Here is a 23,030-nt window from a genome sequence, read left to right as displayed (position 1 = left end):
CGGCAATAGACCACACCGTCCATCGGCAAAAATGCGACTACTCTTTCAACGTTGCTTGATCCAGATCAAGACCCTTCGTGGAAATGATCCGGTGGCCAGATGGCCAGATTCCCTACGCTGTGATGATGGTAGAAAAAGAACGAATTCAAATTCGCCACACTCCGTATCCGTGGGGGCAGTGGGTGCAGGCCGCAAGCCTTCAGCCGGTATTACCTGACAGAGGAAGACTTATGTTCGGTTTGGAGGCACTTGATCTCGCCCGGATTCAGTTCGCGTTCACCATTTCGTTCCACATCCTGTTCCCGGCCATCACCATTGGCCTGGCGAGTTACCTGGCGGTGCTCGAAGGCCTGTGGCTGAAGACGCACAACGACACTTACCGCGATCTGTACCATTTCTGGTCGAAGATCTTTGCCGTCAACTTCGGCATGGGTGTGGTGTCCGGCTTGGTCATGGCCTATCAGTTCGGCACCAACTGGAGCCGCTTCTCGGATTTCGCCGGTTCCGTGACCGGGCCGTTGCTGACCTACGAAGTACTCACCGCGTTCTTCCTGGAAGCCGGTTTCCTCGGCGTCATGCTGTTCGGCTGGAACAGGGTCGGGCGCAAGCTGCACTTCTTCGCCACGGTCATGGTCGCCATCGGTACCCTGATCTCGACCTTCTGGATTCTCGCCTCCAACAGCTGGATGCAGACCCCGCAGGGCTACGAGATCGTCAACGGGCAAGTCATCCCGGTGGACTGGCTGGCGGTGATTTTCAACCCGTCGTTCCCCTACCGCCTGATGCACATGGCCACGGCGGCGTTCGTCGCTACTGCTTTCTTCGTCGGTTCGTCGGCGGCCTGGCACTTGCTGCGCGGCAAGGACAACCCGGCCATCCGCACCATGCTCTCGATGGCCATGTGGATGGCGCTAATCGTGGCGCCGATTCAGGCCGTCATCGGTGACTTCCACGGCCTCAACACTCTCAAGCACCAGCCGGCGAAAATCGCTGCGATTGAAGGTCACTGGGAAAATGTCGGCGATGAACCGACCCCGTTGATCCTGTTCGGCTGGCCGGACATGAAAGCCGAAAAGACCAAATTCGCGGTCGAGATTCCGTACCTGGGCAGCCTGATCCTGACCCACACCCTGGACAAACAAGTGCCGGCGCTCAAGGAGTTCCCGCCTGAAGACCGGCCGAATTCGACCATCGTGTTCTGGTCGTTCCGGATCATGGTCGGCCTGGGTTTCCTGATGATCTTCACCGGTTTGTGGAGCCTGTGGCTGCGCAAGCGCGACACGCTGTATACCTCGCGTCCGTTCCTGTACCTGGCGCTGTGGATGGGCCCATCCGGCCTGATCGCGATTCTCGCCGGCTGGTTCACCACTGAAATCGGCCGCCAGCCGTGGGTGGTCTACGGCTTGATGCGCACGGCAGATGCGTCCTCCGGGCACAGTTTCGTGCAGATGAGCATCACCTTGATCATGTTCGTTGTGGTGTATTTCGCGCTGTTCGGTGCCGGTCTTGGCTACATGATGCGCCTGGTGCGCAAAGGGCCGAAGACCGACGAAGGCAAGGAAACCAACGAAGGCGGTCCTGGCCAGAAACGCACGCCGGCCCGTCCGCTGTCCGCTGCCGACGACAACGGTGACGGCGATCACAACCACAGCCTGACCAAGGAGATTTGAATCATGGGTATTGATCTTCCGCTGATCTGGGCCGTGATCATCATCTTCGGCATCATGATGTACGTGGTCATGGACGGCTTCGACCTGGGGATCGGGATTCTTTTCCCGTTCATCAAGGGCAAGACCGACCGTGACGTGATGATGAACACCGTCGCCCCGGTCTGGGACGGCAACGAAACCTGGCTGGTACTGGGCGGCGCGGCGTTGTTCGGCGCCTTCCCGCTGGCCTATTCGGTGGTGCTCTCGGCGTTGTACCTGCCGCTGATTTTCATGCTGATCGGGCTGATTTTCCGCGGCGTGGCCTTCGAATTCCGCTTCAAGGCCAAGGACGCCAAGCGCCACTTGTGGGACAAGGCATTCATCGGTGGTTCGATCGCCGCAACCTTCTTCCAGGGCGTGGCATTGGGTGCGTTCATCGATGGGCTGCCGGTGGTCAATCGTCAGTTTGCCGGTGGTTCACTCGACTGGCTGACGCCGTTCACGATGTTCTGTGGCGCGGCGCTGGTGGTGGCTTATGCGCTGCTCGGTTGCACTTGGCTGATCATGAAGACCGAAGGCAAGCTGCAGGAACAGATGCATGACCTGGCGCGGCCATTGGCCTTCGTGTTGCTGGCGGTGATTGGCATCGTCAGCGTCTGGACGCCGTTGGCCCATACCGAGATCGCTGCACGCTGGTTCACTTTGCCGAATCTGTTCTGGTTCCTGCCAGTACCGATTCTGGTGCTGGTAACCCTGTACGGTCTGATTCGCGCGGTGGCTCGCAATGCGCACTACACGCCATTCCTGCTGACCCTGGTGCTGATCTTCCTCGGCTACAGCGGTCTGGGTATCAGCCTGTGGCCGAACATCGTGCCGCCGTCGATCTCGATCTGGGACGCCGCCGCACCGCCGCAAAGCCAGGGCTTCATGCTGGTGGGCACGCTGTTCATCATCCCGTTCATCCTGGGTTACACCTTCTGGAGCTACTACGTGTTCCGGGGCAAGGTCACCCACGAAGATGGTTACCACTAGCTCATACGACTATGGCGCAGAGGAGAAAAAGATGATGGCTGGCAAACCTGATTTGCAGGAAATCGAAGCCGCCGAGAAAAAGCCGCTCTGGCAACGGCTCGGTTGGCTGGCGTTGATCTGGGCCGGCAGCGTTATGGCACTGTTCATCGTGGCCACGCTGATGCGCATGTTCATGAATGCCGCGGGCCTGAGTACCCACTGAAATTCCCATCCCGTTGCCTTGCGGCACGGATTTATAACCCTCCTGCGACGGAGGGTTTTTTTTGCCTGCTTTTATTTGCGGGCTTTGAGAATCACGAACTTGGGGGTGGCCGCTACTTGTTCGACGCCGCGGAACAACCGCGCAAGCTTGCTGTGATAACCCAGATGACGGTTGCCGACGATGTACAGCGCGCCACCCACCACCAGCGCTTCGCGCGCCTGCTGGAACATCCGCCAGGCCAGAAAATCGCCGACCACTTGCTGTTGGTGAAATGGCGGATTGCATAGCACCACGTCGAGGGATTGGGGTTCCTGCCCCGCCAACCCATCGCCGGCGCGCACGATCACATCACGATCACCCAGCGCAGCGCGCCAGTTTTCAGCGGCCGATTGCACGGCCATGAACGACTCGTCCACCAACGTGTAATGGGCTTCAGGGTTTTGCAGGGCGCTGGCGATTGCCAGCACGCCGTTGCCACACCCCAGATCGGCGACCCGCGCTGTGCCGAGGTTCTTCGGCAAGTGCGGCAGAAAGGCCCGGGTGCCGATATCCAGCCCTTCGCGACAGAACACATTGGCGTGATTGAGCAGTTCGATTGCGGGCGCGTCGAGTCGATAGCGAGTCGGGTATGGAGAGACAGCGGGGGCTTTGGCTTCGGGCGTGGCGATCAGCAGCCGAGCCTTCTTCACGGCCAGCGAGGCTTGCACCGGGCCGATGTAGCGCTCCAGCAGATCGCCCGCGGCGCGTGGCAGATGCTTCACCATCGCGGCGGCAATCACCTGAGCGCCGGGAGCCAATTGACCCTGTAGCCGGATCAGTTGCTCTTCCAGCAAGGCCAGGGTTTTCGGCACCCGGATCAATACCCAGTCAAACGGCCCGACGAACGCTTCGCTGGCAGGTACGCTCGGCACCGCGTCAAATGCCTGGCCGTTGCGCATGAGGTTTTTTTCCAGCCCCTGAAAGGCCAGGAATGAATCGCCGCTGCTGGTCACCCGGACCTTGCCCGCCAGGCTAATGGCCAATGCGCCGAAGCTGTCGTTGAGCACCAGCACTCGGGTATCCGCTGCCGGTTGTTGCCCGGCCAGATGACTGAGCAGGTATTCGTCTGCGGCATCAAACGCTTGCAGCGGCTCGTTCTGCTGTTCTGGCTGGCGGATCAGATCGAGTTGAGCGAAGGGGGTTTCGAGCAGGGGCATGAGGCGGGGGGCTCTGGGTAGTCAACGGAGGAATCAACGAGTGGTCCGCCGCTCACGAGCGTTGTAGCGGACGGAACCATTCGAGTGGACTGCGTCGTGGAGTTTCACACGGCATCACTCAGAACGGATCGCAAATGGTACGTTTTTTTCGTCCGGATTACTCGCACGGATTACCTGATTCGAACAGTTTCAGATAACCCCCGATCTTGCTGCGCTGATCACCGCTGCAATCTTGTTGTTGACGCCAAATTTGCGGATAGCGCCCTTTATATGGAAATTTACGGTGCTTTCACTCAGTCTGAGGATGATTGCGATCTCGCATGCCGTCTTGCCGACAGCTGAATATTTCAGCACTTCGATTTCTCTGCATGATAAAAGCACCGTGGCCGGCTTCAGCGAGGAGACACGCAGGTCTTTCGCGACAAGCCCGTGCAGGTGACGGCCAATAAACATCGCGTAGCCCAGATTTTTGTACAGTTCATATGCGGTAATCGGGCAATGGGTTCTGGCCACGCTCAGCATGCTGCAAAGCCCGTTTTTATCATGAACGGATTGGGACCAGCCGTGGTGCAGCCCCTGGTTTTTTTGCGCTTGCCACAGCCTTGGTGTTTTTGAATAGCACTCTTCTTGCCAGAGAATCGGCACTTCGGAGTCATGGCAGTGGGCTAGTATTGGATCAACCGCATCGTAATGCTCGTTTTCATATTTCGTGTTCCATTCGCTAGGGTAATTATTCAGATTTATCTCATGATGGTGTGTCCCTGTTGTTGGGGATATTGTTGAAAATGCACAGAAATTAAAGCCCATGTTTTTGACGAGATTAAGCGACATCTCATATGCAGTCTTTATTTCTTGAGCGCAAGAAAGCTGTGTTAACTGTGATTCCTTCCACACTTTCATATGGTAACTCCATGCGGACTTCCTTGGGGGTGCCGATTGGATCCAAGATCCGGCACGTCCCAGAGTGTAGGAGTATTCTTACAAACATGCTGAACTTTTTTGCTCTTGAAAAGGCCCATGACTGCATAACCGGTTCTTAGCTCCATTTACGATGGGACAGAATCAACACTAATGTATTGTTCATTTATCTGCGCGAAAGACATTACAAATCATCGGTGTTTACACAGCCCGCTTTGCGGGACACTGGGGCCATCTGTTGAATGGAGCGACCCATGACTGCCAGTGCAGAAAAATTCACTCGCCAGACGCTGTGTAACGTCCAGCCATTGACCCCCAATCTGTTTACCCTGCGGACCACCAGGGATCCGGGCTTTCGTTTTCGCGCAGGGCAATTCGCCCGGCTGGGCGTGACCAAGGCTGACGGCAACACGGTATGGCGGGCCTATTCCATGGTCTCGTCACCCTATGACGAGTTCCTTGAATTTTTCTCCATTGTTGTGCCGGGAGGGGAGTTCACCAGTGAGCTGAGTCGGCTGGAAGTCGGCGATACGCTGCTGGTTGACCGTCAGGCCTTTGGTTATCTGACGCTGGATCGCTTCGTCGATGGCCGTGACCTCTGGTTGTTATCCACAGGCACGGGCGTAGCGCCGTTTCTGTCGATCCTTCAGGACTTCGAAGTTTGGGAGAAATTCGAACGAATCATCCTGGTCTACAGCGTGCGCGAAGCGCGGGAGCTGGCGTACCAGGCGTTGATTGCGGAGCTGGCGCAACGTGACTACCTGGCCGAGTACGCGCACAAACTGCAATTCATCGCCACCGTCACCCGCGAACAGCATCCGGGTGCCTTGAATGGGCGGATCACCAGCCTCCTGGAAAGTGGCGAACTGGAACGGACGGCCGGTGTAGCGCTGACGGCCGAGCATTCGCGAGTGATGCTCTGTGGTAACCCACAGATGATCGATGACACGCGCAAGTTACTGAAACAACGGGGCATGCACTTGAGCCTCAGTCGACGAGCAGGCCAAGTGGCGGTGGAAAACTACTGGTAAACAAACGGCGCCCGAAGGCGCCGTTTCTCTGGGTAATCAGCTATCAGGGCCGATTGTTCTGAGCCTTGAGCAGATCGCGGATCTCGCTCAGCAGTTCTTCTTCCTTGGTCGGAACCGGTGGCAGGGTTGGCGCAACGGCCTCTTCGCGTTTCAGCCGGTTGATGGCCTTGACGCCCAGGAAGATCGCGAAGGCAACGATGATGAAGTCGATCATGCTCTGGATGAACTTGCCGTACGCCAGCACCACTGCCGGGACATTACCGTTGGCGGCCTTGAGCGTAATGGCCAGGTCACTGAAGTCCACCCCACCGATCAGCAAGCCAATTGGCGGCATCACCACATCGCCGACAAACGAAGAAACGATTTTGCCGAAGGCAGCGCCGATGATGATACCGACGGCCATGTCGACCACATTACCTTTGACCGCGAAGGCCTTGAACTCACTTATCACGCCCATAGGTTATTTCCTTGTTACAGATGAGGTTGGTGAACGCAGTGTAAATCAGCAAAACGTCTCTTGCTTGAAACGCCTTCTTACAATGCCCGTGTCTATCGACACATCTTCCGGCAATTAGTTTACAAAATGCCACTATTCGCGCGCGACTACCCGCTCTAGACCGGGCTTTCCAGAACCTTTTGGCTATCGGCCCGGTACGGGATTTCTATTTATGTTTTGGCCTTTGGGTCACTAGCCTCTGTGGTGCGCACCAGGATGCGCTTAATAAAACCAGAGGAAACTTCCATGACAACTCCCCTTGGCCTCGGGGCTTTTCCCCTCCGTCGAACCTTCGGCGTTCTGACCGTCAGCCTGCTGTCCTTCTCCATTAACGCTGCAACGTTGACCCGTGATAACGGTGCCGCCGTCGGTGACAACCAGAACTCGCAAACCGCCGGCGCGACCGGGCCGGTGCTGTTGCAAGACGTACAGTTGATTCAGAAGCTCCAGCGTTTCGACCGTGAACGCATTCCCGAACGCGTGGTGCACGCCCGTGGCACCGGCGCCCATGGTACGTTCACCGTGACCGACGACCTGAGTGACTTGACCAAGGCCAAGGTATTCGCCGGCGGCCAGAGCACGCCGGTATTTGTGCGCTTCTCCGCGGTGGTCCATGGCAACCATTCGCCGGAAACCCTGCGTGATCCACGGGGGTTCGCCACCAAGTTCTACACAGCGGACGGTAACTGGGACCTGGTCGGCAACAATTTCCCGACCTTCTTCATCCGGGACGCCATCAAGTTTCCGGACATGGTCCATGCCTTCAAACCGGACCCGCGCACCAACCTTGACGACGACTCCCGTCGTTTCGATTTCTTTTCCCATGTTCCGGAAGCCACTCGCACTTTGACCGAGTTGTATTCCAACTCCGGTACCCCGGCCAGTTATCGGGAGATGGATGGCAACGGTGTACATGCCTACAAGTTGGTTAACGCCAAAGGCGATGTTCACTATGTAAAGTTTCACTGGAAAAGTTTGCAGGGGATTAAAAATCTTGACCCCAAAGAAGTCACCAGTGTTCAAGGTCAAGACTACAGTCATATGACTAACGACTTGGTCGCTCATATTAACAAGGGTGACTTTCCTAAGTGGGACTTGTACATCCAGGTTCTGAATTCTCAAGATTTGTCCAAGTTTGATTTCGATCCATTGGACGCGACCAAGATCTGGCCCGGTGTTCCTGAGCGAAAAGTTGGACAAATGGTGTTGAACCGTAATCCGGCGAATGTATTCCAGGAAACCGAACAAGTGGCGATGGCACCGGCCAACCTGGTGCCGGGTATCGAGCCTTCGGAAGATCGCTTGTTGCAAGGGCGAGTGTTCTCGTATGCCGATACCCAACTGTATCGCCTGGGGGCCAACGCTCTGCAGTTGCCGATCAATGCACCGAAAATCGCCGTGAACAACGGTAATCAGGATGGTGCGATGAATATCGGCGCCAGCAGCACGGGCGTGAATTACCAGCCGAGCCGTCTGCTGCCCCGTGAGGAGCCGCAAACTGCGCGTTACAGCCAGTCGAGCCTGTCGGGCAGCACGCAGCAGGCGAAGATTCAGCGTGAGCAGAACTTCAAGCAGGCCGGCGATCTGTATCGCTCGTTCACACAGAAGGAGCGTCAGGACCTGATCGACAGCTTCGGCGGCTCCCTGGCCACCACCGATGACGAGAGCAAGCACATCATCCTGTCCTTCCTCTATAAGGCCGACCCGGAATACGGGGCGGGAGTAACCAAAGTGGCCAAGGCTGATCTGGCCCGGGTCAAGACGCTGGCGGCCAAACTGGTCGATTGATCTATCTGTCTGAAGCGGGGCCTCACGCGAGGTCCCGTCTGATCAAGGAGCGCTGCCATGCGTTTTTATTTGTCTGTGTTTCTGGCGTGCTGGTCGCTCAATGTGCTCGCCGGGGCTGAGCCGCCACTCTCGAAGGACCCCGAGGCGCTTAAAGCGCAATTACAGGATTACTATTTCGATGCCGCTCGACGGGGTGATGTGCCGATGCTCGAGACCTTCATCGAGGCCGGTTATTCCCTCGATACCCGCGACAGCAAGGGTTACACCGCGCTGATTCTGGCCGCCTATCACGGTCAGGGTGCCGCCGTGGAGCGTTTGCTCGCGGCCGGGGCGGACGCCTGCGCTCAGGATCAACGCGGCAATACGGCGCTGATGGGCGCGATTTTCAAAGGCGAAGTGCAGATCGCTCGAACCCTGCTGGCCGCCAATTGCAGCCCCGACCAACGCAACGGCGCGGGGCAGACTGCCGCGATGTATGCCGGGTTGTTCAAGCGCGTCGAGTTGCTCGACGCACTCAAGGCCAAAGGGGCTGACATGAACGCCGAGGATCCGTTGGGCAACAGTGCCGCGCGTCTGGCCAGCGGTGAAATCCGCACGGCGGCGCCGCGCTGATCCGCGCCAGCTGAGCTATCATCGCGGTTTTTGCCGGGAGTTCAGATGGCCAAGGCCAAGCGCATGTACGGCTGCACCGAGTGCGGCTCAACCTTCCCCAAGTGGGCCGGCCAGTGCGGCGAATGCGGGGCCTGGAACACGCTGACCGAAACCATGGTGGAGAGTGGCGGCGCCGCAGCCCCCAGCGGTCGCACCGGTTGGACTGGCCAGCAGGCGCAGATCAAGACCCTGGCCGAAGTCAGCGTCGAAGAGATTCCGCGTTTCTCCACGGCATCCAGCGAGCTTGATCGCGTACTGGGTGGCGGCTTGGTGGATGGCTCGGTGGTGTTGATCGGTGGTGACCCTGGCATCGGCAAATCGACCATTCTGTTGCAAACCTTGTGCAACCTCGCCAAGAGTATGCCGGCGTTGTATGTCACCGGTGAAGAGTCCCAGCAACAAGTGGCCATGCGTGCCCGGCGGCTGGGTTTGCCTCAGGATCAACTGCGGGTAATGACCGAAACCTGCATTGAAACCATCATCGCCACCGCCAGGCAGGAAAAGCCCAAGGTGATGGTGATCGACTCGATTCAGACGATCTTCACCGAGCAATTGCAATCGGCACCGGGCGGTGTCTCCCAGGTGCGTGAAAGTGCGGCATTACTGGTGCGTTACGCCAAGCAAAGCGGCACGGCGATTTTCCTCGTGGGCCATGTCACCAAAGAAGGTGCGCTGGCCGGCCCCCGAGTGCTGGAACACATGGTCGACACCGTTCTGTATTTCGAAGGCGAATCCGATGGGCGCCTGCGTTTGCTGCGGGCGGTGAAAAACCGCTTTGGCGCGGTGAATGAACTGGGCGTGTTCGGCATGACCGACAAAGGCCTGAAAGAAGTCTCCAACCCTTCGGCGATTTTCCTTACACGCGCCCAGGAGGAAGTCCCGGGAAGCGTGGTCATGGCCACGTGGGAAGGCACCCGGCCGATGCTGGTGGAAGTCCAGGCGTTGGTGGACGACAGCCATCTGGCCAACCCGCGCCGGGTGACGCTAGGTCTGGATCAGAATCGCCTGGCCATGTTGTTGGCGGTTTTGCACCGCCACGGCGGCATCCCGACCCACGATCAGGACGTGTTCCTCAACGTGGTCGGCGGCGTGAAGGTCCTGGAAACCGCTTCCGACCTGGCCTTGATGGCGGCGGTCATGTCCAGTTTGCGCAACCGGCCGCTGCCGCACGATCTGCTGGTGTTTGGCGAAGTCGGGTTGTCGGGTGAAGTGCGCCCGGTGCCGAGTGGCCAGGAGCGCTTGAAAGAGGCGGCCAAGCACGGCTTCAAACGCGCCATCGTGCCCAAGGGCAATGCGCCGAAAGAAGCACCGCCGGGGTTGCAGATTATTGCCGTGACGCGCCTGGAACAGGCCCTTGACGCACTGTTCGAATAGACACAAATTTACGCCTGAACGCCAATCCCTGTAGGAGCTGCCGAAGGCTGCGATCTTTTGATCTTGATCTTCAGCGGCCTGTGAAAGCGCCCAGATCAAAAGATCGCAGCCTGCGGCAGCTCCTACACAAGCAATCAGATTTCGATGAGTGCCCCCAACTCCCGGTCCAGCTCCTCAGGATCGCCGAGATTCAGCTCGATCAGCCGTCTCAGGTGTTCGATCGAGTCCAGCCCGATATGCAGGCAGACAAAACCCAACTGGCCCTTGCCATCGTGGGTCAGCTGCACGTCCATTCGGATCTCGGCCTCGTTGTTCAAATGGATATCGGCTGCGAAGGGCTGGCTGGCGTCGCCTGACCAGGGCTCGGGACGCTGGATCAGCATGCCCTTGAGCGACAGGTCGAGTAATTGCACCGGCCAACGCTGTCCGTCCTGGCTCAGTTCGGCCTTTGCACTGAAGGCGATGCGCTTGAAACGGCGGCGATCGGAATGCTGTTCGCTCATGGCCTGACCCTCTCTGCATGGTGCACTGACTATAGACCGGGCTTTGCATCAGCCGCCACGCAATCCCTTATCTAGACCAACGTTGGGGGTGGCCTTTGAGGCCAGTAGCGCTAAACTCGGGGTGGCTGTCTTTCTTGTCCACTCTGGCTGGAATCATAAAATGAAAAATAATAATAGCCCGCTACGCCACTTACCCTGGCTGCTGCTGGCAGTCGTAGGCGCGTGCGCCCTAGGCGTAGTGGCATTGCGCCGAGGCGAGGCGATCAACGCCTTGTGGATCGTGGTTGCCGCCGTGGCCATTTACCTGGTCGCGTATCGTTACTACAGTCTGTTCATCGCTAACAATGTGATGCAACTCGATTCGCGTCGGGCTACACCTGCCGTACTCAACAATGACGGTCTGGACTACGTCCCGACCAACAAACACATCCTTTTCGGTCACCACTTCGCGGCCATCGCCGGCGCGGGGCCGCTGGTCGGTCCGGTGTTGGCGGCGCAGATGGGCTATTTGCCCGGTACGCTGTGGCTGATTGCCGGCGTGGTGCTGGCCGGTGCGGTTCAGGACTTCATGGTCCTGTTCATGTCCACCCGCCGCAACGGCCGTTCCCTGGGTGACATGGTCCGTGAAGAAATGGGCCGTATCCCCGGGACCATCGCGCTGTTCGGCTGCTTCCTGATCATGATCATCATCCTCGCGGTGCTGGCGTTGATCGTGGTCAAGGCCCTGGCCGAAAGCCCTTGGGGTATTTTCACGGTGATGGCGACCATCCCGATTGCGATGTTCATGGGCATCTACATGCGCTACATCCGCCCGGGCCGCATCGGTGAAATTTCGGTGATCGGCGTGCTGTTGCTGCTGGGTTCGATCTGGCTCGGCGGGCAGATTGCCGCTGACCCGGTCTGGGCCAAGGCGTTCAGCTTCACTGGCGTACAAATTACCTGGATGCTGATCGGCTACGGTTTTGTCGCGGCCGTATTGCCGGTGTGGCTGATCCTGGCGCCTCGCGATTACCTGTCGACCTTCCTCAAGATCGGCACCATCGTCGCACTGGCGATCGGCATTCTGATCACCATGCCCGAGCTGAAAATGCCGGCATTGACCCAGTTCATCGACGGCACCGGGCCGGTGTGGAAGGGCGGGCTGTTTCCGTTCCTGTTCATCACCATTGCCTGTGGCGCAGTGTCGGGTTTCCATGCGCTGATCTCCTCCGGCACCACGCCGAAACTGTTGGATAACGAAACCAACGCTCGCTACATCGGTTACGGCGGCATGCTGATGGAATCGTTCGTGGCGATTATGGCCATGGTCGCTGCCTCGGTGATCGAACCGGGCGTGTACTTCGCCATGAACAGCCCGGCCGCGGTCGTCGGCGGTGATGTGGTGGCGGTAGCGACAGCGGTCAGCAACTGGGGTTTCGCGATTACGCCGGAAGCGTTGCAAGCGGTGGCCAAGGACATCGGTGAAACCACCGTCCTGGCCCGTGCCGGCGGCGCACCGACCCTGGCGGTCGGTATCGCGCAGATCCTGCACAGCGTGCTGCCGGGTGAAAACACCATGGCGTTCTGGTACCACTTCGCGATCCTGTTCGAAGCGCTGTTCATCCTCACCGCGGTTGACGCCGGCACCCGTGCCGGACGTTTCATGCTGCAGGACTTGCTCGGCTCCTTCGTGCCGGCGCTGAGACGCACCGAATCCTGGACCGCCAACCTGATCGCCACGGCCGGTTGCGTGGCGATGTGGGGTTACCTGTTGTACCAAGGCGTGATCGACCCACTAGGCGGCATCAACACCTTGTGGCCATTGTTCGGCATCTCCAACCAGATGCTGGCCGGTATCGCGCTGATGCTGGCGACTGTCGTATTGATCAAAATGAAACGTCAACGCTACATCTGGGTCACCATGCTGCCAGCCGTTTGGTTGCTGATCTGCACCACCACCGCCGGCTTCATCAAGCTGTTCGACGCCAACCCGGCGATCGGCTTCCTGTCGTTGGCCAAGAAGTACAGCGATGCCCTGGCCAACGGTCAGATCCTGGCCCCGGCCAAGAGCATCGAGCAGATGCAGCACGTGATCTACAACGCCTACACCAATGCAACGCTGACCGCGCTGTTCCTGTTCGTGGTATTCAGCATCCTGTTCTATGCGCTCAAGGTCGGCATCGCCGCCTGGGGCACCAAAGAACGTACGGATAAAGAATCGCCATTCCAGGCTCAGCCGGATGCGTAACCTGAGGATTGCACCATGTTCAATGACCTGAGTCGCCTCGGTAAATACCTCGGTCAGGCCGCGCGCCTGATGGTCGGCATGCCCGACTACGACAACTACGTCGAGCATATGCAAACCAAACACCCGGACAAACCGGTGATGAGCTACGAGGCGTTCTTTCGGGAGCGCCAGGAAGCCCGTTACGGCGGCAAGGGTGGACCGAAGTGCTGTTGATGTACGCGGTTTAGGCAACACACCACTGTAGGAGCACGGCTTGCCGGCGAAGGCGATCTTCAGGACGCTTTCGCCGGCAAGTCGGATCGCCGCACCGCTGGCTCCTACAGTTTTTTTGCGTCCGGGAGACCTTATTTTGTTAGCGCCAATCCCTGTCACGATCCTCAGCGGCTTCCTCGGCGCTGGTAAAACCACCTTGCTGCGTCACCTGCTCAAAGCCGAGCACGGCTTGAAAATCGCCGTGATCGAAAACGAATTCAGTGACGCCGGTATCGATACCCAACTGTTGGGCGACGAGCCAGTGCAAGTGATGACGCTGTCCAACGGCTGCGTCTGCTGCACCATCCACACCGATTTGACCAAAGCGCTGTACCTGTTGCTCGAACGCCTGGACAGCGGTGAAATTGCCTTCGACCGTCTGGTGATCGAATGCACCGGTCTGGCCGACCCGGCCCCGGTGGCACAAACCTTTTTTATCGATGAAGAACTGCGCGAGCGCTACATCCTCGACGGCATCATCACTCTGGTGGACGCGGCCCATGCCGACCTGCACCTGACCCAAACCATCGCCCAGGCGCAGATCGGTTTTGCCGACCGCTTGCTGGTGAGCAAACGCGATCTGGTGGATGAGCCGACCTTCACGGCCCTCAGCGAGCGCCTGACCCGTATCAACCGTCGCGCACCGATTCGTGTGGTCGACCACGGCAAGATTGATCTGGCCGAACTGCTCGACGTGCGCGGTTTCAACCTCAATGCCGACCTCGGTGGTGGCGTGAGTTTGCGCCCGGTGAGCAAGGCACCCTCCATCGATCGCATTTCCAGCCTGGTGTTGCGTACCGGCAAGCCGCTGGATATCGACAAGCTCAGCGAGTTCATGAACGAACTGCTCGAAGAGCATGGCAAGCAACTGCTGCGCTACAAAGGCGTTTTGAACATCCTTGGCGAGCCGCGGCGCATGGTGTTCCAGGGCGTGCTGAAACTGTACGGCTTCGATTGGGATACCGAGTGGGCGGACGACGATACGCGGGAAAGCGTGATCGTGTTCATTGCCGATGAGTTGCCGGAAGAGAAGATTCGCGAAGGGTTTGCGCGGGTTGCGGCGCAGTAAGCCCCGACATTCTCAGCGGGCCTGATGCCGTCATCGCGAGCAGGCTCGCTCCCACATTTAAAATGCATTCCCCTGTGGGAGCGAGCCTGCTCGCGATGGCAATCTACCCGGCAACACGATTCTGGCTGACTACTGATCCAGAGTTCAGCAGTACCTCCTCAAGATGATCCAGATGCCGGTGCATCAACATTTCGGCCATCACTGCATTCCCACGCTCCACTGCATCGACAATCTGCATGTGCTCTTGCCAGCCGCAATAATCACCTGTCTGAGCGTCATACTGCGCAATCGCCAATGAAATCAATGGCACTAAAGTGGCGAGAAAATGCGCCAACGGTGCATTCCCAGCCATTTCGGCCAGTTGCAGATGAAATTCCCCTGACAAGCGAATCGCCGCGCCACGCTGGTCGCGATCCAGGCACTGTCGCTCGCTTTCGATCAAGGCACGCAGGCGTTTCAGGTTTTGCGCACGAGGTTGCTGGCAGGCAAGTTTCACCAGCGTGATTTCGGTCAGACGGCGAGCATGAAGAATCTGACGGGTCTGTTCGGCATCGGGGTCGGCGACCCGGGGGCGATGATTGGTCCGCAGGATGATGATCTGCTGATGGGACAGCTGCGTCAGCACGCTACGAATGTCACTGCGCCTGGCACCGAACATCTGCGCCAGGCTATCTTCGGTAAAGCGACTGGCCGCATTGATGCGCTGTTCGAGAATGGCGTCGAAGATCCGCGAATGGAGATCATCCACCAGCGGGCGAAAGGGCAGGGCAACAAGAGTTTGTGGTGAGGCGAAGCTGTTCATGGCCTGTCTCCAGTTCGAAGAGGGGGGTCAACTGCCGAGGTGGTCGTCCGGAATATTCAATTCGATGCCCATCCGTTTGCCTTCCCGAAGGATATGCCGACGCATCTCGGCACTGGCCTGGGCGCTGTTTTTGCTGCGGATCGCTCGCACCATGGCTTCGCTTTCTTCAAGGCGTTCAGCCAGATGCTCCGGAGAATTGCGCAGCACGTTGGCGCTTTGCTTGAGGGCATTGCTGGTTTGCTGCACCACGCTCTGGAAAATCGGGTTCGAGGTCAGAGTGAACAACTCTTCGTGGAACGCAATGTAGGCGTTCACACCGGCCTCGCTGTCGTTGGCTTCCAGGGCTTCGCGCATGTCCATCAGGGTCAGGCGCAGTTGCCCGACTTCCTTGCTGCTGATGGACTGTGCCACCAGGCCGACGATGAATGGTTCGAGGGTGTAGCGCAGTTGCAGCACATCTTCCAGACTGGCCCCGGCGACCGCGTTGTCGTGGCTTTGGCTGTCGCTGAGATTGGCCTCCAGCACCACCACGCCTTTGCCCGGCATCGAGCGCACCAGCCCGAGAGTTTCCAGCACGATTACCGCTTCGCGCAGGCTTGGGCGACTGATGCCCAGTTGTTCGGCCAGTTCACGCTGGCCCGGCAGCATTTCGCCGGAACGCCACTGGCCGCGGGCCAGCGCGGCCCGAAGTTTTTCTACCACTGAATTTACGACGGTTGACGAGGTAATCACTGTTCGCTCCAAGTCGCGATAAATGTGCCTGCCCGTGGGCAGGCACACGTTGTTTAAAACTCCTGCTGATGCGCCGGGGCAACCGGTTTTCTCGGCTGGAAGGTATAACCCACTTGGCCGGAAAGCACTTTGTTTGCCCGTTCGATATCGATGTCCTTTTCCCAGCGAGCGATGGCGACCGTGGCGACGCAGTTACCGATCAAATTGGTCAGCGCCCGGCCGATGCCCATGAACCAGTCCACCGCCAGTACCAGCACCAGGCCCACCACCGGAATCGCCGGGATCGCCGTCAGGGTGGCGGCGAGAATCACCAACGCCGAGCCGGGAATCCCGTGGGCACCTTTGGAGGTGATCAGCGACACCAGCAGAATCGTCAGCAGGTCAGTCATGGCCAGCGGCGTGCCGGTGGCATTGGCGATGAACACAATGGCCAGGGTCAGGTAGATCGAAAAACCATCAAGGTTGAACGAATACCCGGTCGGAATTACCAGCCCGACCGTGGAGCTGCCGATGCCCAGATGTTCAAGCTTGCGCATGATTTGTGGCAGCACGGCGTCGGAAGAAGCGGTGCCCATGACGATCAGCAGTTCTTCGCGCAGGTACTTGAGCAGCGGCCACATCTTCAGGCCCGAGAGGCGCATCACCAGGCCGAGAATCAGCGCTACGAATGCCGCGCAGGTCATGTAGAAAAGGCCGACCAGGCTGCCCAAGTGTTGCAGTGAATCCAGGCCATATTTGCTGGTGGTGAAGGCAATCGCTCCGAACACGCCGATCGGCGCCAGGCGCACGATCATGCCCATGATGCGGAAGATCACATGGCTCAATTCGTTGATCAGCCGGGAAATGCCTGACGCTGCTTCACCCACCAGGTTCAGGGCGCTGCCGAACAGCACCGAAAACAGCAGGACTTGCAGAATGTTGTTGTCCGCGAAGGCGCCGATCACCGAGGTCGGGATCAGGTTCATCAGGAACTGGGTGGTGGTTTGCATGTGCTGACCGCGCTGGGCAATGTCACCCATGTCGGCGGCGGAGAGTTGTTCCAGATGAATGTTCGCGCCGCTGCCGATACCGGTAGTGAAGGCGAACACCAGGCCGATCACCAGGGCGATGGTGGTCAGTATTTCGAAGTAGATCACTGATTTCAGGCCGATGCGTCCGACCTTCTTCAGGTCACCGGCACCGCTGATGCCGCTGACCACCACGCAAAACACGATCAGACCAATGAGCATCTTGATCAGTTTGATGAAGCCGTCGCCGAGGGGTTTGAGTTGGGCGGAGTATTCGGGAAGGGTCAGTCCGCAGATGATGCCGAGCACCAGTCCGAGAACCACTTGAAGGAAGATTGAACGCGAGCACCATCTGAGCATGGGAGGAATCCTGGTCGGTGTCCTGGCTGCCGTGCGCTAAGCGCATCAGATTCAGGACTTAATTATTGTGGTCTTACCGGTATGTCCAGTGCAGGCGCAGTCTACGCTGAGTTTTTTCGGGATTACAAGTGAAAATCTAAAAATTGGCATGACCGGTCTGACCAGTGGCCAAAGCCGCGCAGGAGCTGTCGAAGGCTGCGATCTTTTGATCTTTATGACGGACGAAAAAAAACCGGCCATCACTGGCCGGTTTTTTCTTTACTGCGGTTTAGCGGGGCAATTAAGCGCCGTACACCGGCAGTTTCTTGCAGATGGCCTTGACCTTCTCACGAACGGCGTCGATCACCGCTTCGTTGTTCAGGTCAGCCAGGATGTCGCAGATCCAGCCGGCCAGCTCTTTGCACTCTGCTTCCTTGAAGCCGCGAGTGGTCACAGCCGGGGTACCGAAACGCAGGCCGGAGGTGACGAACGGGGAGCGTGGATCGTTCGGTACCGAGTTCTTGTTCACGGTGATGAATGCTTTGCCCAGTGCGGCGTCGGCGTCTTTACCGGAGATTTCCTGCTTGATCAGCGACAGCAGGAACAGGTGGTTCTGAGTACCGCCCGACACCACGTCGAAACCGCGCTCGATGAACACGCCGGCCATGGCCTGGGCGTTTTTCACCACTTGTTGCTGGTAGGCCTTGAACTCAGGCTGCAGCGCTTCCTTGAAGCAGATCGCCTTGGCAGCGATCACGTGCTCCAGCGGGCCGCCCTGGGCGCCCGGGAATACTGCGGAGTTCAGCTTCTTCTCGATGTCGGCGTTGGCGCGAGCCAGGATCAGGCCGCCACGTGGACCGCGCAGGGTCTTGTGGGTGGTGGTGGTCACCACGTCAGCGAAAGGCACCGGGTTCGGGTAGACGCCAGCGGCGACCAGCCCCGCAACGTGAGCCATATCAACAAAAAGATAGGCGCCGACCTTGTCAGCGATAGCGCGGAAGCGTGGGAAGTCCAGAACCTGCGAGTAGGCAGAGAAACCGGCCACGATCATTTTCGGCTTGTGCTCAACGGCCAGGCGCTCGACTTCGTCGTAGTCGATCAGGCCATTGGCGTCGATGCCGTACTGAACGGCGTTGTACAGCTTGCCGGAGGACGAAACGCTGGCACCGTGGGTCAGGTGGCCGCCGTGAGCCAGGCTCATGCCCAGAATGGTGTCGCCCGCTTGCAGCAGGGCCAGGTAAACGGCGCTGTTGGCTTGCGAACCGGCGTGCGGCTGAACGTTGGCGTAATCGGCGCCGAACAGTTCCTTGGCCCGATCAATTGCAAGCTGCTCGACGACGTCGACGTACTCGCAACCACCGTAGTAGCGCTTGCCTGGGTAACCTTCGGCGTACTTGTTGGTCAGTACCGAGCCTTGAGCTTCCATCACCGCAGGGCTGGTGTAGTTTTCCGAAGCGATCAGCTCAATGTGCTCTTCCTGGCGCTGAGCTTCTTGCTCCATGGCGGCAAAGAGATCGGCGTCGTACTTGGCAATAGTCAAATCACGGCTGAACATGGCGGTCCTCAAGGATCGGGGCAGAAAAGGGGGGCATTCTAACCCAATGGGTTTTAGATGGCATATGAAAGGACATCATGTCGCAGACAAGTGGTGTTCATGAGAGCCCGAATGCCCCTTTTCAGGCTCTGCACCGAACTTCAGTCGAGCATGAACAACGCATCATTGCTGAACTGCGCTTCGAACCGGCTGGCCGGCATCGGGCGGCCGAACAGGTAGCCCTGAACCTCATCGCAACCGTGCTCGCGCAGGAAGTCGAGTTGCTCGTGGGTTTCCACGCCCTCAGCGATTACCGCCAGATTGAGGCTGTGGGCCATGGCGATGATCGCCCGGGCAATCTGCGCATCCTGCTCGCCCGACGGCAGGCCATCAACGAAGGTGCGGTCGATTTTCAGCACATCGATCGGGAATTGCTTGAGGTAGTTGAGCGATGAATAACCGGTGCCGAAGTCGTCGACCGCAATGCTCAGACCGAGGTTTTTCAGTCCGGCAAGAATCTGCATCGCTTCGCTGACTTCGCGCATCAGGATACTTTCGGTCAATTCCAGCTCCAGGCACGCCGGCGGCAGGCCGGTTTCCTTGAGGATGTTGGCGATCCGCGTGCCGAGCTGCCCGTCGGAGAACTGCCGGGCCGAAATATTCACTGAGACCTTCGGCACCCGCACCTTGGCCTGGTGCCAGGTCTTGAGCTGACGGCAAGCCTCACTGATCACCCAGTCGCCGACATCCACCACCAGCCCGAGCTCTTCAAGCACCGGAATGAAATCCCCCGGCGGCACCAGACCGCGGCGCGGATGGCGCCAGCGCAGCAGGGCTTCGGCGCCGGTCAGGCGTTTGCCGTCGCCGCTGAATTGCGGCTGGTAGTACAGCACGAATTCGTTTTGCTCCAGGGCATGGCGCAAATCGCTTTCCAACTCCAGACGCTCCAGGGCGCTGGCGTTCATGTCGGTCTGATAGAACTGGAAGTTGTTCTTGCCGCGCTCCTTGGCGTGGTACATCGCGGTGTCGGCGTTCTTCATCAGCTGACTGAGTTCGCTACCGTCCTGAGGACTAAGGGCGATGCCGATACTGGCGGTGACGAAGAACTCGCGGCCTTCGAGCACGAACGGTTTCACCAGGCTGGCGAGGATTTGTTCGGCTACGTGAATCGCCCGGTTCAGCGCGATCTCGCGGTTGACCCGCGGTTGCAGCAGCAACGTGAACTCATCACCGCCCATGCGCGCCACGGTGTCGTCATCGTCGACGCAGCCGAGCAGGCGCGTGGCCATTTCCTTGAGCATGCGGTCGCCGGCGGCATGGCCCAGGGAGTCGTTGATCGGCTTGAAACGGTCCAGGTCGAGGAACATCAGCACCACCCAGGACTTCTGCCGTTCGGCCGATTGCAGTGCGGTGTGCAGGCGATCCTGGAACAGCGTGCGGTTGGGCAGGTGGGTCAGGGCGTCGTAATAGGCGAGGCGGTGAATCCGTTGCTCACTGGCCTTGCGCTCGCTGATGTCGCTGAAGAAACACACGTAGCTGGCCAGATCGCCTTCGTCGTCGAGCACCGCCGTAATCCCGACCCAGGCCGGGTAATGCTCGCCGTTGCGACGCTTGAGCCAGACTTCGCCTTCCCAGGTGCTGTGCAGATGCAATTGCTTGAGCACGTAGCGCAGATGAGCTTCCTGCTGCTCGTCGACGGTGAGCATGTTCGGCAACTGATCGAGCACCTGGGACACCGCATAGCCGCTGACGCGACTGAAGGCCTCGTTGGCCTGGACGATGTAGCCGGCCGGGTCAGTGATCAGAATCGCCGAGGTCGAGTGCTCGAATACCGTGGCCGCCATGCGCAGGTCTTTTTCGGCCCGGCGTTGCTGGCTGATGTCGCGACCGACCCCGAGCACGCCTTCGAAGGCCCCGTGTTCGTCCCAGACCAGCACCAGACGCAGCTCGATAGGGATCTTGCGTCCGTCAGCCCGCAGGCAGTCGAACAAAAACAGTTGGGTCTGCACCTGACTGCGCAACAGCGCCAGTTGATCGGGTTTATTCAGCGCTTTGCTGACCCGGTCCATCAGGCTGTAGATGCCGCTCAGTTGTTGCGGGTTGGCGATGGTCGATTGCCAGCCATTCTGGAAGATCCAGTCGGCGTCGAAGCCCAGCACCGCTTGCACCGAAGGGCTGACGTAATTGAGCGCCAGCTTGCTGTCGGTGGAGAAAATCACGTCGCTGATGCTTTCGGCGAGCATCCGGTAGCGCTGCTCGCTGTCGCGCAGGGATTCACTGGCTTCGATCTGCTCGGTGATGTCCTTGGCCACGCCGATGATGCGCGTGACTTGATCGTGCTTGTCCCGCGCCAGGGCCTGTTCGCGAATATCGAAACGTCGCCATTTGCCATTGCGATGACGGAAGCGCAGCTGGCATTGCAACAATTGGGTGTAACCGGCGTGGCGCTGGGACTGGCGCGAGCGGTGGTAGTAGTCGGCATCTTCCGGGTGCAAGAGGATTTCCCAGAAGTACTCGCCCATCTGGTGCAGCTCGGTGCGGTTGTAACCCAGCGTCTGCCCCAGGTGATGGTTGCTGAAGATCATCCGCTGGCTGATCACGTCCTGCACATACAGGTGATCCGGCACGGTACGCACCACATCGGACCAGAACCCTTCACGCTCCAGCAGCGATAGCTCGATAAGTTTGCGGCTGGTGATGTCGCTGATGCTCAGGATCACCGCTCTATAGTCGGCCTGATCCTCTGGCAAGCGCAGCACCAGCCACAAGTGCTGGTCGCGGCCATTGGCATCCTGGAGTTTGATTTCCAGCTCGAGTTGTTTCTGCTGGTGGAGCACCGCTTCGAGCACTTGATTGCCGATGGCCGTGCAGTCCAGTGGGCAGCCGTTGATCAGCAGTTTCCAGGCCTGATCGCAAGAATTGACGTTGAGCAGTTGCAGAGCGACCTGGTTGACTTCGGTGATGCGCAGTTCCTGCAGCAGTTGCTGGCGTTGCTCCGGTATCTCGAGCCAGGTCCTCAACTGCTCGCTGCTGGTGAGTTGCGCCCTGTCGAAAAAACTTTTGAGCCCGGACAGGTCGAGCACGCACAGGGCAACACCGGTGCCTTCGAAGATGTCCTGATAGCGTCGACGGCCTTCATGCAGTTGGCGTTGGCGGCGACGAACGTTCAGCAAAGCGATGAACGGTAACAGCGAGAAGGCCAGGCCCAGCAGGCATTTGCCGATGAACGCCGGCAGCAGTTGTTCGATCACCCGTTGCCGGTCGAACAGCCCGCGCAGTTGCCAGTCGCTGCTGCTCAGGGGGACGGTCAGCACGCTGTTGGTCAGTTCGTCGGGTGTCAGCACCGCGGGTTTGGCTGAGGGCAGGGCGTCATCGCGACTGATGATCTGATGATTGATGCGGTTTTCCACCAGCCACAGGGGACGGATGCCGGCGTCGCCCTGTTTGGTCAGCGAAGAGAAAAATGTCGGTGTCAGGCGCAGGGCCCAGTAGCCGCGGGTGCTGCCGCTGGCCTGATGCAGGAGCAGGTGCACCACCGAGCCGTCATCGGCATTGCTGAAATAGTGGGCCTGGGCGCGGCTGCGCTGGACCAGTTCGCTCAGGTAGTTGGCGTCCTGGCTGTCGACGGCGCTGTCGCTGAGGACTTTTCCGGAGGGGCTGAGCAGCGCCAGGCTGCGCAGGTCGGGCAGCGACTGTTGCAGTTTGCGCAGCAACGCCTGCTGTTCGTCGGCGCTTTGCGGTTGTTCGATGATCGGTAGCAGATTAAGGGCGATCTGGGCGTTGAGCGCCATGTTGAGGCTGACTTGAGAAGCCAGATCGGCGGTGTAGTCGATGGTGTACTGGCGCTGGTTTTTCTGGGTTTCGCGCAGTTGATCCAGCAACTGCCAGAACAGCAGTGCGAGCAGCAACAGCACGAGAGTCGCCAGCGCGCCCTTCAAGCTTCCGCGCAGGGGCGAGCCGAGCCCAGGGTTGAGCACGCTCGCGGACGGTGGCGGAGTGACATTGGACAAACTGTAATCCTGCGATTTGGCTGGACTGGCGCGGCGTGCACTATAAGCCGGACGCCCGAAGGGCGGCTAGCATGCCTTGAGTTGTGGCGAAGTGCCAGCCCCACTCGGCTGGACTGCCTTCTGTCAATCAGGTAGCTTTGCCGGTTACGCGGGAGCGTTCCAGCTCCGAGGGGGCGTTCTCAATCAGTTTTCCCGTCGCGCCGGGTCTGCTGTTGTGC

19 protein-coding genes are annotated in these 23,030 nt (G+C 59.0%); 10 read left to right on the top strand and 9 right to left on the bottom strand.

All coding sequences use genetic code 11. The features are described 5' to 3' along the window. Window positions 1-230: 230 nt before the first annotated feature. Genes PMI21_RS17025 through PMI21_RS28850 form a run of 3 tightly spaced genes read left to right on the top strand, consistent with a single transcriptional unit; the run spans window position 231 to window position 2,883 of the window. Window positions 231-1,670 (top strand): cytochrome ubiquinol oxidase subunit I, encoded by a 1,440-nt coding sequence (locus PMI21_RS17025; protein WP_007937283.1) that lies wholly within the window; start codon window positions 231-233, stop codon window positions 1,668-1,670. A gap of 3 nt (window positions 1,671-1,673) precedes the next feature. Then, window positions 1,674-2,681, top strand: coding sequence for a cytochrome d ubiquinol oxidase subunit II (gene cydB, locus PMI21_RS17030; protein WP_007937281.1), 1,008 nt, complete (start codon window positions 1,674-1,676; stop codon window positions 2,679-2,681). 34 nt (window positions 2,682-2,715) lie between these two features. Next, window positions 2,716-2,883: a DUF2474 domain-containing protein gene (locus PMI21_RS28850; protein WP_177318282.1), complete on the top strand. Its 168-nt coding sequence runs from the start codon at window positions 2,716-2,718 to the stop codon at window positions 2,881-2,883. 71 nt (window positions 2,884-2,954) lie between these two features. Here PMI21_RS28850 and PMI21_RS17035 read toward each other — a convergent pair whose 3' ends face one another. Both PMI21_RS17035 and PMI21_RS17040 read right to left on the bottom strand, forming a co-directional pair. Then, window positions 2,955-4,079 carry a methyltransferase gene (locus PMI21_RS17035; protein WP_007937275.1) on the bottom strand — a complete coding sequence of 375 codons (1,125 nt, stop codon included), beginning with the start codon at window positions 4,077-4,079 and terminating at the stop codon, window positions 2,955-2,957. Between the two features lie 189 nt (window positions 4,080-4,268). Next, a complete protein-coding gene (locus tag PMI21_RS17040; RefSeq protein ID WP_007937274.1) occupies window positions 4,269-4,979 on the bottom strand; it encodes an autoinducer binding domain-containing protein in 711 nt (236 codons plus the stop codon). Window positions 4,980-5,251: 272 nt separating this feature from the next. Here PMI21_RS17040 and PMI21_RS17045 point away from each other — a divergent pair, with 272 nt between their 5' ends. Further along, window positions 5,252-6,028: a ferredoxin--NADP reductase gene (locus PMI21_RS17045; RefSeq protein ID WP_007937272.1), complete on the top strand. Its 777-nt coding sequence runs from the start codon at window positions 5,252-5,254 to the stop codon at window positions 6,026-6,028. A 43-nt stretch (window positions 6,029-6,071) separates the two neighbouring features. On the opposite strand, the gene mscL is transcribed toward PMI21_RS17045, so the two are convergent. Continuing rightward, window positions 6,072-6,485: a large-conductance mechanosensitive channel protein MscL gene (gene mscL / locus PMI21_RS17050; RefSeq protein WP_007937271.1), complete on the bottom strand. Its 414-nt coding sequence runs from the start codon at window positions 6,483-6,485 to the stop codon at window positions 6,072-6,074. Window positions 6,486-6,770: 285 nt separating this feature from the next. On the opposite strand from mscL, the gene katB reads away from it, so the two are divergent. The 3 genes from katB to radA are packed head-to-tail and all read left to right on the top strand — an operon-like array spanning window position 6,771 to window position 10,337. Then, window positions 6,771-8,312, top strand: a complete 1,542-nt coding sequence (katB, locus tag PMI21_RS17055) for a catalase KatB (RefSeq protein ID WP_007937270.1) — start codon at window positions 6,771-6,773, stop codon at window positions 8,310-8,312. A 57-nt stretch (window positions 8,313-8,369) separates the two neighbouring features. Next, a complete protein-coding gene (locus PMI21_RS17060; RefSeq protein WP_007937269.1) occupies window positions 8,370-8,924 on the top strand; it encodes an ankyrin repeat domain-containing protein in 555 nt (184 codons plus the stop codon). A 45-nt stretch (window positions 8,925-8,969) separates the two neighbouring features. Further along, window positions 8,970-10,337, top strand: coding sequence for a DNA repair protein RadA (gene radA / locus PMI21_RS17065; RefSeq protein ID WP_007937264.1), 1,368 nt, complete (start codon window positions 8,970-8,972; stop codon window positions 10,335-10,337). A gap of 134 nt (window positions 10,338-10,471) precedes the next feature. On the opposite strand, the gene PMI21_RS17070 is transcribed toward radA, so the two are convergent. Beyond that, entirely contained in the window at window positions 10,472-10,840 is a 369-nt protein-coding gene (locus PMI21_RS17070; protein ID WP_007937263.1) for a PilZ domain-containing protein, read from the bottom strand. Between the two features lie 160 nt (window positions 10,841-11,000). Here PMI21_RS17070 and PMI21_RS17075 point away from each other — a divergent pair, with 160 nt between their 5' ends. The 3 genes from PMI21_RS17075 (at window position 11,001) to yjiA (ending at window position 14,388) form a co-directional block, all read left to right on the top strand. Beyond that, complete coding sequence (locus tag PMI21_RS17075; protein ID WP_007937262.1) at window positions 11,001-13,067, top strand: carbon starvation CstA family protein; 2,067 nt, start codon at window positions 11,001-11,003, stop codon at window positions 13,065-13,067. Window positions 13,068-13,082: 15 nt separating this feature from the next. After that, window positions 13,083-13,280, top strand: a complete 198-nt coding sequence (locus PMI21_RS17080) for a YbdD/YjiX family protein (protein WP_007937254.1) — start codon at window positions 13,083-13,085, stop codon at window positions 13,278-13,280. 136 nt (window positions 13,281-13,416) lie between these two features. Continuing rightward, window positions 13,417-14,388 (top strand): GTPase, encoded by a 972-nt coding sequence (gene yjiA, locus PMI21_RS17085; RefSeq protein ID WP_033063957.1) that lies wholly within the window; start codon window positions 13,417-13,419, stop codon window positions 14,386-14,388. 103 nt (window positions 14,389-14,491) lie between these two features. Here yjiA and PMI21_RS17090 read toward each other — a convergent pair whose 3' ends face one another. The 5 genes from PMI21_RS17090 to PMI21_RS17110 all read right to left on the bottom strand — a co-directional run bounded on the left by PMI21_RS17090 (window position 14,492) and on the right by PMI21_RS17110 (window position 22,812). Next, window positions 14,492-15,190, bottom strand: a complete 699-nt coding sequence (locus PMI21_RS17090; protein ID WP_007937252.1) for a GntR family transcriptional regulator — start codon at window positions 15,188-15,190, stop codon at window positions 14,492-14,494. A gap of 27 nt (window positions 15,191-15,217) precedes the next feature. Then, window positions 15,218-15,922 (bottom strand): FadR/GntR family transcriptional regulator, encoded by a 705-nt coding sequence (locus PMI21_RS17095; protein ID WP_007937251.1) that lies wholly within the window; start codon window positions 15,920-15,922, stop codon window positions 15,218-15,220. 53 nt (window positions 15,923-15,975) lie between these two features. Further along, a complete protein-coding gene (locus tag PMI21_RS17100; RefSeq protein WP_007937250.1) occupies window positions 15,976-17,289 on the bottom strand; it encodes a C4-dicarboxylate transporter DctA in 1,314 nt (437 codons plus the stop codon). 280 nt (window positions 17,290-17,569) lie between these two features. Then, a complete protein-coding gene (gene glyA, locus PMI21_RS17105) occupies window positions 17,570-18,823 on the bottom strand; it encodes a serine hydroxymethyltransferase (RefSeq protein ID WP_007937248.1) in 1,254 nt (417 codons plus the stop codon). Between the two features lie 140 nt (window positions 18,824-18,963). Beyond that, window positions 18,964-22,812 (bottom strand): sensor domain-containing protein, encoded by a 3,849-nt coding sequence (locus PMI21_RS17110; RefSeq protein WP_007937246.1) that lies wholly within the window; start codon window positions 22,810-22,812, stop codon window positions 18,964-18,966. Between the last annotated feature and the right edge of the window lie 218 nt (window positions 22,813-23,030).

This window comes from Pseudomonas sp. GM18 (assembly GCF_000282195.1).
Classification (GTDB): domain Bacteria; phylum Pseudomonadota; class Gammaproteobacteria; order Pseudomonadales; family Pseudomonadaceae; genus Aquipseudomonas.
This window is presented reverse-complemented; position numbering and strand designations above follow the sequence as displayed.

Bases quoted from the DNA above. Each gene is read 5' to 3' on its own strand.
- PMI21_RS17025 (WP_007937283.1), top strand. From the start codon at position 231: ATGTTCGGTTTGGAGGCACTTGATCTCGCCCGGATTCAGTTCGCGTTC.
- cydB (WP_007937281.1), top strand. From the start codon at position 1,674: ATGGGTATTGATCTTCCGCTGATCTGGGCCGTGATCATCATCTTCGGC.
- PMI21_RS28850 (WP_177318282.1), top strand. From the start codon at position 2,716: ATGGCTGGCAAACCTGATTTGCAGGAAATCGAAGCCGCCGAGAAAAAG.
- PMI21_RS17035 (WP_007937275.1), bottom strand. From the start codon at position 4,079: ATGCCCCTGCTCGAAACCCCCTTCGCTCAACTCGATCTGATCCGCCAG.
- PMI21_RS17040 (WP_007937274.1), bottom strand. From the start codon at position 4,979: ATGAAAGTGTGGAAGGAATCACAGTTAACACAGCTTTCTTGCGCTCAA.
- PMI21_RS17045 (WP_007937272.1), top strand. From the start codon at position 5,252: ATGACTGCCAGTGCAGAAAAATTCACTCGCCAGACGCTGTGTAACGTC.
- mscL (WP_007937271.1), bottom strand. From the start codon at position 6,485: ATGGGCGTGATAAGTGAGTTCAAGGCCTTCGCGGTCAAAGGTAATGTG.
- katB (WP_007937270.1), top strand. From the start codon at position 6,771: ATGACAACTCCCCTTGGCCTCGGGGCTTTTCCCCTCCGTCGAACCTTC.
- PMI21_RS17060 (WP_007937269.1), top strand. From the start codon at position 8,370: ATGCGTTTTTATTTGTCTGTGTTTCTGGCGTGCTGGTCGCTCAATGTG.
- radA (WP_007937264.1), top strand. From the start codon at position 8,970: ATGGCCAAGGCCAAGCGCATGTACGGCTGCACCGAGTGCGGCTCAACC.
- PMI21_RS17070 (WP_007937263.1), bottom strand. From the start codon at position 10,840: ATGAGCGAACAGCATTCCGATCGCCGCCGTTTCAAGCGCATCGCCTTC.
- PMI21_RS17075 (WP_007937262.1), top strand. From the start codon at position 11,001: ATGAAAAATAATAATAGCCCGCTACGCCACTTACCCTGGCTGCTGCTG.
- PMI21_RS17080 (WP_007937254.1), top strand. From the start codon at position 13,083: ATGTTCAATGACCTGAGTCGCCTCGGTAAATACCTCGGTCAGGCCGCG.
- PMI21_RS17090 (WP_007937252.1), bottom strand. From the start codon at position 15,190: ATGAACAGCTTCGCCTCACCACAAACTCTTGTTGCCCTGCCCTTTCGC.
- PMI21_RS17100 (WP_007937250.1), bottom strand. From the start codon at position 17,289: ATGCTCAGATGGTGCTCGCGTTCAATCTTCCTTCAAGTGGTTCTCGGA.
- glyA (WP_007937248.1), bottom strand. From the start codon at position 18,823: ATGTTCAGCCGTGATTTGACTATTGCCAAGTACGACGCCGATCTCTTT.